Annotated in this window: 13 protein-coding genes; 6 read left to right on the forward strand and 7 right to left on the reverse strand. The window is 73.4% G+C overall.

The window, feature by feature from the left end; all coding sequences use genetic code 11:
- Nucleotides 1-15 precede the first annotated feature (15 nt).
- Nucleotides 16-1,113: an iron ABC transporter permease gene (locus ACIP9D_RS06660; RefSeq protein ID WP_350868128.1), complete on the forward strand. Its 1,098-nt coding sequence runs from the start codon at nucleotides 16-18 to the stop codon at nucleotides 1,111-1,113.
- Nucleotides 1,110-1,910, forward strand: coding sequence for an ABC transporter ATP-binding protein (locus ACIP9D_RS06665; RefSeq protein WP_350868126.1), 801 nt, complete (start codon nucleotides 1,110-1,112; stop codon nucleotides 1,908-1,910). The genes ACIP9D_RS06660 and ACIP9D_RS06665 overlap by 4 nt, the downstream gene beginning before the upstream one ends.
- A gap of 6 nt (nucleotides 1,911-1,916) precedes the next feature.
- Here the strand turns inward: ACIP9D_RS06665 and ACIP9D_RS06670 are convergent, their stop codons facing one another.
- From ACIP9D_RS06670 to ACIP9D_RS06680, 3 genes are all read right to left on the reverse strand, one after another.
- Nucleotides 1,917-2,684, reverse strand: coding sequence for a VOC family protein (locus ACIP9D_RS06670; protein ID WP_350868125.1), 768 nt, complete (start codon nucleotides 2,682-2,684; stop codon nucleotides 1,917-1,919).
- Nucleotides 2,685-2,777: 93 nt separating this feature from the next.
- Nucleotides 2,778-3,515, reverse strand: a complete 738-nt coding sequence (locus ACIP9D_RS06675) for an ABC transporter permease (protein ID WP_350868123.1) — start codon at nucleotides 3,513-3,515, stop codon at nucleotides 2,778-2,780.
- A gap of 10 nt (nucleotides 3,516-3,525) precedes the next feature.
- Nucleotides 3,526-4,452: an ABC transporter ATP-binding protein gene (locus ACIP9D_RS06680; protein ID WP_350868121.1), complete on the reverse strand. Its 927-nt coding sequence runs from the start codon at nucleotides 4,450-4,452 to the stop codon at nucleotides 3,526-3,528.
- Nucleotides 4,453-4,568: 116 nt separating this feature from the next.
- Between ACIP9D_RS06680 and ACIP9D_RS06685 the strand changes: the two genes are divergently transcribed.
- Nucleotides 4,569-5,168: a hypothetical protein gene (locus tag ACIP9D_RS06685; RefSeq protein WP_350868120.1), complete on the forward strand. Its 600-nt coding sequence runs from the start codon at nucleotides 4,569-4,571 to the stop codon at nucleotides 5,166-5,168.
- A gap of 53 nt (nucleotides 5,169-5,221) precedes the next feature.
- On the opposite strand, the gene ACIP9D_RS06690 is transcribed toward ACIP9D_RS06685, so the two are convergent.
- On the reverse strand, nucleotides 5,222-7,312 hold the full coding sequence (locus tag ACIP9D_RS06690) for an AAA family ATPase (RefSeq protein ID WP_350868119.1): 2,091 nt from the start codon (nucleotides 7,310-7,312) through the stop codon (nucleotides 5,222-5,224).
- Nucleotides 7,313-7,482: 170 nt separating this feature from the next.
- A complete protein-coding gene (locus ACIP9D_RS06695) occupies nucleotides 7,483-8,310 on the reverse strand; it encodes a carbon-nitrogen hydrolase family protein (RefSeq protein ID WP_350868117.1) in 828 nt (275 codons plus the stop codon).
- Between the two features lie 101 nt (nucleotides 8,311-8,411).
- Between ACIP9D_RS06695 and ACIP9D_RS06700 the strand changes: the two genes are divergently transcribed.
- From ACIP9D_RS06700 to ACIP9D_RS06710, 3 genes are read left to right on the forward strand one after another with little or no spacing between them, the layout of a single operon-like run.
- Nucleotides 8,412-8,993: a metalloregulator ArsR/SmtB family transcription factor gene (locus ACIP9D_RS06700; RefSeq protein ID WP_350868115.1), complete on the forward strand. Its 582-nt coding sequence runs from the start codon at nucleotides 8,412-8,414 to the stop codon at nucleotides 8,991-8,993.
- 41 nt (nucleotides 8,994-9,034) lie between these two features.
- Nucleotides 9,035-10,351: an MFS transporter gene (locus tag ACIP9D_RS06705; RefSeq protein WP_350868114.1), complete on the forward strand. Its 1,317-nt coding sequence runs from the start codon at nucleotides 9,035-9,037 to the stop codon at nucleotides 10,349-10,351.
- 33 nt (nucleotides 10,352-10,384) lie between these two features.
- Entirely contained in the window at nucleotides 10,385-11,236 is an 852-nt protein-coding gene (locus tag ACIP9D_RS06710; RefSeq protein ID WP_350868113.1) for a menaquinone biosynthesis protein, read from the forward strand.
- Nucleotides 11,237-11,287: 51 nt separating this feature from the next.
- On the opposite strand, the gene ACIP9D_RS06715 is transcribed toward ACIP9D_RS06710, so the two are convergent.
- The gene (locus ACIP9D_RS06715) at nucleotides 11,288-12,250 is read right to left on the reverse strand and encodes a hypothetical protein (RefSeq protein ID WP_350868111.1); all 963 of its coding nucleotides are present in this window, start codon (nucleotides 12,248-12,250) and stop codon (nucleotides 11,288-11,290) included.
- Nucleotides 12,250-13,206 (reverse strand): hypothetical protein, encoded by a 957-nt coding sequence (locus ACIP9D_RS06720; RefSeq protein ID WP_350868110.1) that lies wholly within the window; start codon nucleotides 13,204-13,206, stop codon nucleotides 12,250-12,252. Before ACIP9D_RS06720 ends, ACIP9D_RS06715 begins: the two co-directional genes overlap by 1 nt.
- Nucleotides 13,207-13,471 lie beyond the last annotated feature (265 nt).

Here is a 13,471-nt window from a genome sequence, read left to right on the forward strand (position 1 = left end):
ACCAGGGCGCTTCCGGTGGCCCAGACCGCACCGCCGGCCCGTTCGGCCGGGACGCCGCCCGCGTCCCGGCCGGCCGGCCTGCGCCCGATCTGGCTCGTGGCCGGCGTGATCGCGGTGCTCGTCGCGCTGGTGGCCGGGGTTTCCCTCGGCCCGGTCACCCTGCCGCCCGGGAGCGTCGCCGCCGAACTGCTCAACCTGCTGCCCGGCGTGCACCTGGAGAGCGGACTCAACGAGCGCGAGATCGCCATCGTGACCGAGCTGCGGCTGCCCCGGGTGGTGCTCGGCCTGCTCGTCGGTGGGATGCTCGCCCTGGCCGGCGGCTGCTACCAGGGCGTCTTCCGTAACCCGCTCGCCGACCCGTACCTGCTCGGGGTGGCCGCCGGGTCGGGCCTCGCGGTCACCGCCGTGATCGCGCTCGGCGGCGCCGGCACGGCCGGCGCGCTCACCGGACTGCCGGTGACCATCCCGCTCGCCGCGTTCGTCGGCTCACTCGGCGCGGTCGCGATGACCTACCTGCTCGGCGCGGCGGGCGGCCGGAGCCGCTCCCCGGCGATGCTGATCCTGGCCGGGGTCGCGGTCTCCGCGTTCCTCTCCGCCGGGCAGACCTACCTGCTGCAACGGCACTCCGACAGCATCCAGGCGGTCTACTCCTGGCTGCTCGGCCGGCTGGCCACGGCCGGCTGGCACGACGTGCTGCTGGTGCTGCCGTACGCCGTGCTGACCGCCGTGGTGGTGCTGCTGCACGGGCGGGAGCTGGACGTGCTCTCGGTCGGTGACGACGAGGCGACCAGCCTCGGGCTGCACCCGCAGCGCTCCCGGTACCTGCTGGTCGCGGCGGCCTCGCTGGGCACCGCGGCGGCGGTCTCCGCGACCGGCCTGATCGGCTTCGTCGGCATCATCGTGCCGCACACCGTGCGACTGCTCGCCGGGTCGAGCTACCGGGTGATCCTGCCGCTCTCGCTGCTCTTCGGCGCCGCCTTCCTGGCGCTCACCGACGTGGTGGCGCGCACCGCCGCCGCGCCGGCCGAGATCCCGATCGGGGTGGTGACCGCACTGCTCGGCGGCCCGTTCTTCGTGCTGGTTCTGCGCACCGCGCGCCGGGTGCTGACGTGAGGCCCGCCCAGCCGTCCGCCGCCGCCCCCGCCGTCGAGGTGCGGGACCTGCACGTCACCCTGGACGGCGCCCGGATCCTGGCCGGGGTCGACCTGACCGTCGCCGTCGGCGAGTGGGTCACCGTCATCGGCCCGAACGGGGCGGGCAAGTCGACCCTGCTGCGCGCCGTCGGCGGCCTGCTGCCCACGAAGGGCGAGGTCACCCTCTTCGGTACGCCGATCGGGTCGCTGCGCCGCCGCGACCGGGCCCGGGTGGTGGCCACGGTGGCCCAGTCCCCGGTCGTGCCCCCGGGCATGTCGGTGCTGGACTACGTGCTGCTCGGCCGGACCCCGTACATCCCGGCGCTCGGTCGGGAGTCGGCCGCCGACCTGGCCGCCGTGCACGAGGTGCTGGCGCGGCTGGACCTGACCGGCTTCCACCGGCGCGAGCTGGCCACCCTGTCCGGCGGCGAACGGCAGCGGGTCTTCCTGGCCCGCGCGCTGGCCCAGGGCGCCACCCTGCTGCTGCTCGACGAGCCGACCAGCGCGCTGGACATCGGTCACCAGCAGGAGGTGCTGGAGCTGGTCGACCAGTTGCGCCGCGAGCACGGGCTGACCGTCTGCGCGACCATGCACGACCTCTCCATCGCCGGCGAGTACGCCGACCGGATGGTGCTGCTGGACGAGGGCCGGGTGGCCGCCGCCGGCGCCCCGCGCGAGGTGCTCACCGAGCGGCTGCTCGCCGCGCACTACGGTGCCAGCGTCCGGGTGGTCGACGGTGAGCACGGCCCGCTGGTCGTGCCGGTCCGCCGCCGCTGACCCCGATCAGTCGGTGCCGACGTCGATGACCGAGAAGAGCGCGCCCTGCGGGTCGCGCAGCGCGGCGAACCGCCCCACCGGGATGTCGCGCGGCGGCACCAGGATGGTTCCGCCCAGCTCGGCGGCGCGGGCCGCGGCGGCGTCGGCGTCGGCGACCGCGAAGTAGACCGTCCAGTACGCCGGCAGGTCCGTCGGGAAGTCGTCGGCCAGCGGCGGCATCATCCCGGCCACGATCCGCGCCCCCAGCCGCCAGCCGGTGTAGGTCATCGAGCCGACCGGCTGGTCGTCCGGCTGCCACCCGAAGACCAGCTCGTAGAAGACCTTGGCCCCCTCCGGGTCGGGGGTGACCAGCTCGTTCCAGCTCATCGCGCCCGGCACGTTGAACACCTCGCCGCCGGGCATCGCCATCGGCTGCCAGACGCTGAACGAGGCGCCGGCCGGGTCGGCGAAGACGGCCATCCGCCCCCGGTCGAAGACCTCGAACGGCGGCACGACCACCTGCCCGCCGGCCCGCTCGACCCGGCCTGCGACCAGGTCGGCGTCGTCGGTGGCGACGTACGTCGACCAGATCGGGATCTGGTCGGGGATGGCCGGCGGACCCGCCCCGGCCACGGCCTGGCCGGCCAGTTTGAACACCGTGTAGCCGCCCGCCTCCGGCTCCGGGGCCACCTGGCCGGTCCAGCCGAACAGCTCCGGATAGAAGCGTCGCGCGTCGGCGAGATCGGGGGTGGCCAGGTCGGCCCAGCAGGGCGTGCCCGGCGGGACGGTGCTCACGGCGACCCCTCTCGGCTCCGGTGGCCGGGACCGGCCCCCTGCCGGAATCCTGGCACCGTCCCGCCGACGTACGGGGCGAAATCGGACGAAAGTTCAGCTGAACCGGCGACCCTCGTCCCGTCGGTACGCCCAGCCGGCGAGCGCTGCCAGCAGCACCACCCAGACGCCCAGCATGGTCAGGGACAACGGGCGCACCGGGTGGTCGCCCACCGCCGCCCACATCAACTCGACCGCTCCGCGAGTGGGCAGGTAGGGCGCGAGCGCCTCGATGAACCCGGGCGCCTCGCCGGGGGCGGAGAGCAGGCCACCGCCGAAGGCGAGCGGGAAGAAGACGATCTGGGCGACCACGATCGCCGCCTTGCTCGGCAGCGAGTATCCGATGGCGAGCCCCATCAGGGTGAACGGCACCGAGACCACCGTGACCGTGCCGATCGCCAGCAGGAACGCCACCGGAGTGATCTGCGCGGCGGTCAGCGTCGCGCTGATCACCACCACCGGGATCAGCGAGAGGTAGGTGAGCACCAGACCGGCCAGCACCCGGCCGGCGAACCGGGGCGCCGGCCCGGCCGGCAGGGTCCGGGTGTACGGGTTCCACGGCTGGTCGCGGTCCTCGGCCACGCCGATGCCGTACTGGAAGATGTTGGCGCTCATCACCGAGAAGGTGACCATCGAGGCGGTGGCGAAGGTGGCGCCGGTCGGGTCGTCGCCGGCGAACGGGACCACGAAGAAGAGCATCGCGGCGGCCGGGAAGAACGCGCTGCCGACGACGGCGACCGGGATCCGGACGATCTCCAGCAACTGATAGCGGGCGTGGACCAGGGCAAGCTGCACGGTCGCCTCCTCAGGCGGTGGTGCCGGCCGGCGCGGCGTGGACGTCGGGCTCGTTCTCGGCGCCGGCCGATGGCGCGTCGGAGGTGATGGCGAGGAACGCCTCCTCCAGCGAGGTGGGGCGTACCTCCAGGTCGGTGAAGGCCACCCCGGCGGTGACCAGGGCCCGGACGAGCTGGTCGGCGTCGGTGGTGAGCAGGTGCGTGCGGCCGTCGATCCGCTCGGTGCGTACCACGCCTGGCAGGGTGGGCAGCCGGTCGGCGACGAGGCTGACCCGCCGTACGCCGACCACGGCCCGGACCGCCGCCATGGTGTCGTCGGCCAGCACCCGTCCCTGCCCGATCACCACGACCCGGCGGGCCAGCGCCTCCACCTCCTCCAGGTAGTGACTGGAGAGCAGCACCGTTCCGCCGTCGGCGTGGAACCCGCGGATCGCCTCCCAGAGGCTGTGTCGGGCCTCCACGTCCAAGCCGGTCGTCGGCTCGTCGAGCAGCACCAGCCGGGGCCGGCCGACGAAGGCCAGCGCCACCGCGAGCCGGCGGCGCTGGCCGCCGGAGAGCCCACCGGTCTGTCGCCGCGCCTGCTCGGTGAGGCCGAACCGGGCGAGCAGTTCGTCGCGGGGTACCGGGTCGGGGTAGTGCGCGGAGACGAAATCGACCACCTCGCCGACGCGCAGGGTGCCCGGGAGCCCGGTCTCCTGCGGGGTCACCCCGATCTGCCGTCGGGACGCCGGGTCGCGCGGGTCGCCGCCGAAGAGTTCGACCCGGCCCGAGGTCGGGCGGCGCAGCCCGACGAGCAGGTTCATCAGCGTGCTCTTGCCGGCCCCGTTCGGGCCGAGCAGACCGACCAGCTCACCGGCGCGTACCTCGAGGTCGATCCGGTCGAGGGCGAGGACGTCACCGTACCGGCGGCTGGCCTGGTCGGCGCGGGCGAGGATCATCAGGATTCTCCTTTGCCGGTGAACTGCCGGTTCTCTGTGTACCGTGTCGGCGCCAAATTTGTTGTCCCGACGAGCGCGGGGCACCGGGGCCGACCGCCACGACCGATACTGACCGGGTGCAGGAGACCAGGTACCGCGACCGGATCGGTCAGCTCGCCGAGCCGGATGAGCGGGTGTTGGCGTACGCGAAGGCCGAGGCCGCCAACGGGGCGACGCCGCCGCCCCCGCCCGAGCCGGCCGCGCCGGCGGCGCCCGGCCGGGTGACCGTCAGGTCGGCCCTGCTCAACGTGCTCGTTCCGCTGGTCACCTCGGCGCCCGGCGACCGACTGGTGGATCGGATCGCCTGGGGCGTCGCCGGCCGCGGGGTTCCGGGCTCCGCCGCCTCCCGGCTGCACCACGCGCTGCGATCGCCCCGGCCGACCGGGACGGTGCGGGACGTCCTGCTCGCCGCCACCGACCGGCGGCTGCTGGTCTGCCTCACCGGGCCGGTGAAGCTGCTGTCCACACGCGAGGACGACGAGCGGTCGCTGGCCGAGACCCGGATCGCCTGGTCCGCGTCGCGGGTAGAGGTGGCGTCGGCCCGGGTGGGCTGGCATCGGCTCAACCCGAAGCGGCTGCGCCTCGACTTCACCGACGGCTCGTGGCTCGCCTTCACCGTGCCGATCGCCGAGTCGGGCCGGCCGCTGCGCGCGGTCGCCGCCGCCCTCTCCGGCTGAGCGCCCCGGGGCGCAGCGCCGCTTCGCCGGGCCCCCGGGAGAGGCGCGCGCGGTCAGTCGGCCAGCAGCGCCGGCAGCGGCTCGGCGTGCAGCACCGTGAGCCGGGAGACCGCCCGGGTGAGCACCACGTAGAGCCGGTGCAGGCCGCGCGGCTCGGCCGCCACGATCGCCGCCGGCTCGACCACCACCACGTGGTCGTACTCCAGGCCCTTGACCAGGGTCGCGGGGACCACGGTGACCCGCGCCGCGGTGGCCACGTCGTCGGCGGTCGCGGTGGGCACACCGGCGTCGGCGAGCGCCGCGCGCAGCCCGTCCACCGTGTCGTCCGCGGCGATCACGCCGACCGAGCCGTCGTGCGCGAGCGCCGCCCGCACCTCGGCCACCGTCGCCGCGGCCAGGTCGGTCACGGTACGAATGTCCAGGCCGCCGTCCCGGCGCAGCGACTCGGCCGGGGGTACGTCCACGGCGAGCGCCGGCAGCAGCCGGTTGGCGAACTCGACCACCGCGGCCGGCACCCGGAAGCCGACGGTCAGCGGGACCACGGCGGCGTCCGGCTTGCCCAGGTGGCTCAGGGACTGACGCCAGTCCGTGGCGGCCCACGGCGCGGTGCCCTGAGCCAGGTCGCCGAGGAGGGTGATCGACCCGTGTTCGCTGCGTCGGGCGATGGCCCGGCACTGCATCGGGGAGAGGTCCTGTGCCTCGTCGAGCACCACGTGCCCGAAGCCGGCCGGCCGCTCGATCAGCCCGGACGCCTCGTCGATGAGGACCGCGTCCGCGGCCGTCCATCGGGTCGCCTTGGCGGTACGCGCCGGCTTGGACCAGGTCAGCAGGGCCTGCTCGGCCTCGGTGAGGAGTCCGTCCGCCGCCGCGGCGAGCGCCGCCGAATCGGCGAGCAGGGCGTACACCAGGCCTTCCGCGGTGAGCGCCGGCCAGACCGCGTCGAGGAACCCGGTCACCGGCCGGGACTTCCCCATCCGGCGCAGCCAGGGATCGCCGGGCGACTCCGCCCGGCGTGCCTCGGCCTGTCGTTGCAGCAGGCTGACCACCCGGGCCCGCACCCGCTCCCGGCCCACGCCGTACGGCAGCCCCTCCCGGCGGGTCTCCTCGATCACCCGGTGCAGCGGATCCAGTCCGATCCGCCAGCGGAACGAGCCGTCGGAGACCATGATCGGCTCGGTCGGCTCCCCGATGTGCGCCTCGACCGCGCGACGCAGCACCTCGGCCATCCGGGCGTCGTGCTTCAGCGTGGCCGTGGCGGGGTCCTCCACGGCCCGGATCGGCACCCGGGCGAGCAGGTCCTCCACCGTGGACTGCTCGACCTCCACCTCGCCGAGCGCCGGCAGCACCGCCGCGATGTACGACAGGAACGCCCGGTTCGGCCCGACGATCAACACGCCGGCCCGCCGCAACCGCTCCCGGTGCAGGTAGAGCAGGTACGCGGCGCGGTGCAGCCCGACCGCGGTCTTTCCGGTGCCCGGCGCTCCCTGCACGCAGATCGAGTCGGCGAGGTCGGCCCGGACCAGCTCGTCCTGCTCGGGCTGGATGGTGGCGACGATGTCCCGCATCGGCCCGACGCGCGGCCGCTCGATCTCGGAGGTCAGGATCCGGCTGGCCGTGCCCAGCTCCTCGCCCCGGTCCAGGTGCTCGTCCTCGAAGCTGGTGAGCACTCCGGTGCTGAAGCCGAACCGGCGCCGGGTCGCGATCCCCTGCGGGTCCCGGGCGCTGGCCCGGTAGAACGACCGGGAGATGGGGGCCCGCCAGTCGAGCACCAGCGGCTCGCCGCGCTCGTCGGTGACGTGGCGGCGACCGATGTGGTAGCGCCGGCCGGCGTGATCGGCGTACGTCGCGTCGCCGTCGACGGTGTCCGGGATCTCGCCGTCCAGACCGTCGGCACCCGCGCCGAAGTCGAGCCGGCCGAAGAAGAGCGGGGTGGTGGGGTCGTCGGCGAGCTCGGCGACCCGGCGGGCCAGCGTCCGGCCGAGCGTCTCGGCGGCGTACGCGTCGCCGGCCACCTGGTCACCGGTGGAGAAGAGGGCCTTGGCCCGCTCTCGCATCCGGCTCAGCGCGGCTCGGGAGGTGTCCAGGTGGGCCCGCTCGGCGGCTAGCTCCACATCCAGGGACTGATCTTGGGCGCGCAGGGTCATCCACGTACTCCTCGACACGGGGAAAAACGCTGCCGCTCGCGTTTCCGGCTCGTGGGCCGGCGCGGGGACGTCCGCTGCGGTGCATACTCACCGCGGCCGTCAGGCGGAAACGAAAAGCCTACTCCCGTGCGTCCGCCGGGCAACCGAATTTCGGTGCCGGCCGGCGCGGGTCACGCCGTGGGCCGGGCAACCGACGTTCCCTCGGCCGGCTGCCGGGCCGCCGGGTGGTACCGCAGGTCGAGGACGTCGCGGCGTTGCTGGTCGAGGTTCCAGTCGGAGACCTCGGCCAGGTCGACGGTGACCCGGAGCGTGCCGGTCTCGCCGGGCGGTAGCTCGGCGAGCACCTCGCCGCGGGGTGAGACCACCATGCTCGGGCAGTGCTGCCGCGGGTCGGCGAGGTTCACCGCGAAGACGAACCGCTGGTTCTCGGCCGCCCGGCTGATCAGGTGACTGCGCCAGAGACCCGGGACGGCCTCGGGGCTCGCGGCGTTGGTCAGGAAGACGAAGGCGGCGGCGCCCGAGCGGGCCAGGTACTGCCACTGCTCGGGGTAGCGGATCTCCCGGCAGAGCTGCACGCCCACCACGAGGTCGCCCCAGGGCTGAGGCACGCGCAGGGTGGGCAGTTCGGCGCCGGCCCGCAGCACGGGCCGCTCGTTCCACGCCAGGTTGATCTTCCGGTAGCTCCACCGGTCGCCGGACGGGGCGAAGTGCAGCGCGGCGTTCCACCAGGCGCCGTCCTCGAGCACCAGTGATCCGCAGAAGAGGTGGACACCCCGGAGCCGGGCCAGCTCGGCGACCGCCTCGATCGCCTCGGCGAGGTGCCGGGGATCGAGCGTGGCGAGCGGGGAGAGGTCCGGCGCGTACCCGGACAGGGCGCCCTCGGGCAGCAGCACGACGTCGTCGCGCTGGCTGTGGCTCAGCACTGTCTCGATCGAGGCGAGATTGGTGTCGATGTCCCAGCCGGTGGGGATCTGGCCGATCGTCACGGATGTCTTCATGCCCGCCTTCCTCGCCGTTGAGCCCGGCCAGCCTAGTGCCGCGCGACCGTTCGCGGCCGGGGGTGATGGCGGGTGCCCGGGCGGCCCGGGATCATGGGGGAATGACCGAGCCGAGCCCTGAGCAGCGTCGGGTGACGATCAGCGATCCGCAGGTGATGCGTGCGCTGGCCCATCCGGCCCGACTCGCGATCATGGACCATCTGAGCTCGCTGCCGGGCGGCGCGACGGCCACCGAGTGCGCCGAGATCGTCGGTCAGTCGCCGAGCGCCACCAGTTACCACCTTCGCGAGTTGGCGAAGGCCGGCCTGGTCGAGCCGGCGCCGAGCCGGGGCGACGCGCGGGAGCGGATCTGGCGCACGGTCAGCGCCAGCTGGACGGTCGACGCCGGAAGGGGCGCCGAGCCCGAGACCCGGGCGGCCGAACGCGCGTTGATCGAGGCGTGGTTCGCCCGCGACCTGGAGCGCAGCCGGGACTGGTTGCGGCGAGCGCCGGACGAGCCGGCCGAGTGGTACGACGTCGCCCGGCTCACCGACAGTCAACTACTGCTCACGGCGGCCGAGTTGAAGGAGGTGAACGAGGCGGTGTTCCGGCTGTTGGAGCCGTATCGCAAGCGGACCCGGGTGGATCCGCCGACTGACGCGCGGACGGTCTCGATCCAGTACAAGGCGCTGCCGATGGAGTGAGCGGGCTTGCCATCACAGGTGTGAAGGATTATTTTCGAAATATGTCCTTCACACCTGTCTCGTCGCGCTGGTCGGACGTCTGGCTGGTCACCGCCGCCCGGGGCCTCTCCAGCTGCGGGGACTTCCTCGCGGCCGCCGCGCTGACCCTGGCGTTGCAGACCGCGGGCGCCGGCGGTCTCGCGGTCTCGGGGCTGCTGCTCGCCGCGACCCTGCCGCTGGTCGCGCTGGCCCCGCTGACCGGGCGGCTCGCCGACCGGGTGGACAGCCGCACCCTGCTGGTCGTCGCCGGTGTGGCCCAGGCCGGCATCTGCCTCGCGCTGGCGTACACCGATAGCCCGCCGCTGGTCATCGTCCTGGTCGGCCTGCTCGCCGTCGGCCTGGCCGTGACCCAGCCGGTGCTCGCCGCCCTGGTCCCGGCGATGGTCAGGCCGGCGGACCTGCCCCGGGCCAGCGCTCTGCACCAGTCGGCCGGCACCCTCGGTGCGCTGGCCGGCCCGGCGCTGGCCGGGCTGCTGGTGGGCGGATTCGGCACGCGGGTCCCGCTGCTCGTCGACGCGGTCAGCTACCTCGCCCTGGTGGCGGCGGGGCTGCTCATCCGCACCCGACGGGGCGGCCGGCGGCGGGCGCAGCCGGTGGCGACCGGGACCACCGCCGACGGTCGCACCCCGGCCGGCTGGCGACTGCGCAGCGACCCGCTGCTGCTCGCGATGGTGGTGAGCGTGGCCGGGGTGGTCGGCGCGGTCGGGGCGATCAACGTGGTGGAGGTCTTCTTCATCCGGGAGACGCTGCACAGCACCACCACCATGTACGGGCTCGTCACCGGCGCGTGGACGCTGGGCATGCTGGCCGGAGCATGGATCTTCGCCCGGGTGGTCAGGCGGTTCCCGCAGGACGCCGCGCTGACCCGGGCGACCCTTGCCCTGCTCGGCGGATGCTGCCTGATGGTGCTGGTCTCGGCGGCCGTGCCGTCCGCCCTGCTGCTGGTGCCGATCTGGCTGATCGGCGGCGTCTGGAACGGCGGCAACAACGTCTTCGGCAACGTGCTGATGGCCCGGCGGGTCCCCGAGGCGGCTCGCGGTCGCGCCTTCGCGCTCTACGGTGGCGCGGTCCAGGGCGCGGCCATGGTCGGCTACCTCGCCGGTGGTCTGCTGCTGGAGTTCTTCGCGCCGCGGCCGCTGGTCGCCGTCGCCGGGGTAGCCGGGCTGGTCGCGGTCGCCCTGCTGGTGATACCCGTCAACCGCGCCGCCCGCGCCGAGCGGTCCGCCCAGGCCGAGCACGCCGAGGGTGTGGTGCGGCCCGAGCTTGCGGGGCTGTCGGCGCCGGATGCGGGGTTGGCCACTCCGGCGCCGGGCCGCTGAGCGGGTGCCGGTGGGCGGGGATACGGTCAGGGCATGGCTGAGCGCATCGCCCGTCCCCGGGTCGGACACATCCAGTTCCTGAACTGCCTGCCGATCTACTGGGGGCTGATGCGCTCCGGCGCCCTGCTCGACGTCGACCTCTACAAGGACACCCCGGACCAGTTGAACGCGGCCCTGGTCGGCGGTGACCTGGACATCGGCCCGATCACGCAGCTGGAGTACCTGCGGCACGCCGACGAGCTGCTGCTGCTGCCCGACCTCGCGGTGGGTAGCGACGGCCCGGTGCTCTCGGTCAACATCGTCTCCACCCGGCCGCTGAGCGAGCTGGACGGGTCCCGGGTCGCGCTCGGCTCGACCTCCCGCACCGGCGTGCTGTTGGCGCAGATGTACCTCGCCGAGCGGTACGGGGTCCGGCCGGACTACTTCCGGTGCCCGCCGGACCTGACCCAGATGCTGCTGGAGGCGGACGCCGCGGTGCTCATCGGTGACGTGGCGCTTCGCGCCCTCCACGAGGCGCCGCGCCAGGGCCTCGAGGTCACCGACCTGGGGCAGGCCTGGCGGGACTGGACCGGGCTGCCGATGGTCTTCGCCGTGTGGGCGGCCCGTCGCGACTTCGCCGCTGCCCACCCGGGCGTGGTCAAGGAGGTGCACGAGGCGTTCCTGCGCTCGCGCGACCTCAGCCTGGCCGAGCTCGACCAGGTGGCCGAGGCGGGCGCCCGTTGGGAGCCGTTCGACGCGGAGACCCTGGCCACGTACTTCCGTACCCTGGACTTCTCGTTGGGCGAGCGGCAGGTGGCCGGGCTGCGGGAGTTCGCCCGACGGGCCGCCGCCCTCGGCGAGGCCCCCGCCCTGCCGGCCGACGGGCCCGAGTTCTTCGCCGGCTGACCGGCCGGCCGGCCGGACTCACCGGGCGGGCGGGTCGCCCCGGCTCGCGGGTCAGACGCCGGGACGCAGCAGGGCTTCGGTGATCTTCTCGCAGTTCTTCATGCCGTAGTCGTAGCCCATGTTGATCGGGTACTGGACCATCACGCCCATCGTCCAGGTGTCGCCGATGGCCAGGCAGTTGATGTGCATCTCCTGCTCCCTGGTCCGGTCGATCCACCCGTTCTTGATGGCGATCTTCTTCTGCTGCGCCGCCGGGAACGCCTTGCGGATGCCGAAGTCACCGGCGCCGCGGACCAGCCGCATCTCGTTGAGCAGCCACTTCGTCCACTCCGGGCCGGCCGCGGTGCCGTCGGCGATGCAGTTGCCCATTCGGGCGGTGTCCCGGGGCGACAGGGCGGTACGGCTCCAGCCGCCGTCGGGCGCGACGCTGCTGTCGGTGAGCTTGCACATCGAGATCAGCCGCTTGATCGACGCGGCCCGGCCGACGCTGTTGTAGAACTGCTCGGCCCGGGTGTTGTCGCTGTCGCGGATGATCCGGGTGGCGTCGGCGAGCTTGGCGTCGCTCGGGGTCTGGCCGTTCTCGTCGGCCCGACGCAGGTAGTCGGCGACGATCCAGGCCTTGATCAGCGAGGCGGTGGTGCTGGTCTCGTCCATGTTCTTCGAACCGATGATCTTTCCGGTGCGCCGGTCCAGCACGCTCCAGGAGTACCAGCCCTCGATGTCCAGGTCGAGATCCTTGGCCACGAACGGCAGCGGTGCCAGCGACGGGCTGGGGCTCGGCGACGGACGGGTGCGGCGGTCGCCGGGCGTGCCGGTGGAGCGCTCCGCCGGCGCGTCGGCCTCGCCCCACCGCGAGGCGGCCTGGGACTCGAACGGCGAGCCGGGCAGCAGGCGCAGCGACACGAGCACGAGTCCGATCAGGATCACCGCGATCGCGATCAACCGCAGCGGGGAGGCCTCGCCGCTCCGCCCCTCGGCGCCCTGCCGGTCGCGGCTGCGTCGGTCGCCGGCCATCAGAGCTTCCCGAGGGGCTGCTGCGGCACCTTGAGCGCCGCGCCGGGCTGTGGGGTCACCAGTTGGGTGGCCACGCTCGCGCAGGCCTTCGCCCCGTAGGAGAGGCCGTTCTTCTGCGGGTAGCGAAGCATCACCGCGAGGCTCCACTTGCCGGTGACGGCGAGGCAGTTGACGTGCCAGTTGCCGTCGTACATGAGCGGGGTCCAGCCGTTCTTGATGCTGACCGGCCCCTGCGCCTTGATCGACGCCGGCAGGCCGTCGATGATCCCCCACTTGCCGCCGCCGGACTTCGCCTTCTGGGCGGTGACACTGCCGCGAACCTTGCTCATCTCGTCCAACAGGAACTTGGTCCACTTCTGCCCGGCGGCGGTGCCGTCGGCGATGCAGTCGCCGAGGCGTACCGCGTCGCGCGGGGACATCTGGGTGAAGCTCCACCAGCCGATGTAGCCGGGCACCTTGCCCGGCTTGGTGTCGGTCAGCTTGCAGGTGCTGGTCATCCGCTTGATGGTCGCGGCGCCGCCGTTCGCCTTGTAGAGCTGGTTGGCGGCGTCGTCGTTGCTGTCCCGGATCGCCGTGGTGATGGCTTGCTTCCAGCTGGCCGACAGCTCCTTGTCGCCGAGTCGCTTCAGGTAGTCGGCGGCGAACCAGGACTTGATCATCGACTCGGTCGAGCTGGTCGAGGCCATGTTCTTCGAACCGGAGATCTTCCCGGTCGCCCGGTCCATCAGGGCCCAGGAGAAGAACTCGCCCTTGAAGTTCACCGAGACCGGGCCGGCGGCCAGCGTCGGAGGCGGCGGCGGGGTCGGCGCGGGCGCGGCGACACTGCCGCCGCCACCGCCACCACCGCTGGCGGTGGCGTCGTCACCGGCGAGCCGGGCGTACGCGGCGGGAACGATCAGGACGCCACCGAGCAGGACCGCCACGACGGCAAGCACCATGGTCACGCGGGAACGCATGAGTGGGGGAGCTCCAGATGTCAGGGCCGGGGGGCCGGCTGTTGCCAGGACGACCGGCCGATCGCCGGGGCCGGGGGTTGCGGCCCGTGTGGTGATGGCGATCGTCAGGAGCCGATCGGTGTGACCGGGAAAGTCTACGTCTGGATCCGGTGTGCGCCAGGATCCGCCACCTGGCAACTTGCCATGAAGGCGGGAGATCGGCCCGCTATGCGGCCTCTGTGGGGATTCATCTTCGCCTCGTGAGCCAAGTCATAGGACCGATCGG

The sequence above is a fragment of the Micromonospora sp. NPDC093243 genome, assembly GCF_044753725.1.
In the GTDB taxonomy this organism is placed as follows: domain Bacteria; phylum Actinomycetota; class Actinomycetes; order Mycobacteriales; family Micromonosporaceae; genus Micromonospora.

Excerpts from the sequence above, each read along its gene's own strand:
- ACIP9D_RS06680 (WP_350868121.1), bottom strand. The coding sequence starts at position 4,452 with ATGATCCTCGCCCGCGCCGACCAGGCCAGCCGCCGGTACGGTGACGTC.
- ACIP9D_RS06690 (WP_350868119.1), bottom strand. The coding sequence starts at position 7,312 with ATGACCCTGCGCGCCCAAGATCAGTCCCTGGATGTGGAGCTAGCCGCC.
- ACIP9D_RS06695 (WP_350868117.1), bottom strand. The coding sequence starts at position 8,310 with ATGAAGACATCCGTGACGATCGGCCAGATCCCCACCGGCTGGGACATC.
- ACIP9D_RS06700 (WP_350868115.1), top strand. The coding sequence starts at position 8,412 with ATGACCGAGCCGAGCCCTGAGCAGCGTCGGGTGACGATCAGCGATCCG.
- ACIP9D_RS06705 (WP_350868114.1), top strand. The coding sequence starts at position 9,035 with ATGTCCTTCACACCTGTCTCGTCGCGCTGGTCGGACGTCTGGCTGGTC.
- ACIP9D_RS06710 (WP_350868113.1), top strand. The coding sequence starts at position 10,385 with ATGGCTGAGCGCATCGCCCGTCCCCGGGTCGGACACATCCAGTTCCTG.
- ACIP9D_RS06715 (WP_350868111.1), bottom strand. The coding sequence starts at position 12,250 with ATGGCCGGCGACCGACGCAGCCGCGACCGGCAGGGCGCCGAGGGGCGG.
- ACIP9D_RS06720 (WP_350868110.1), bottom strand. The coding sequence starts at position 13,206 with ATGCGTTCCCGCGTGACCATGGTGCTTGCCGTCGTGGCGGTCCTGCTC.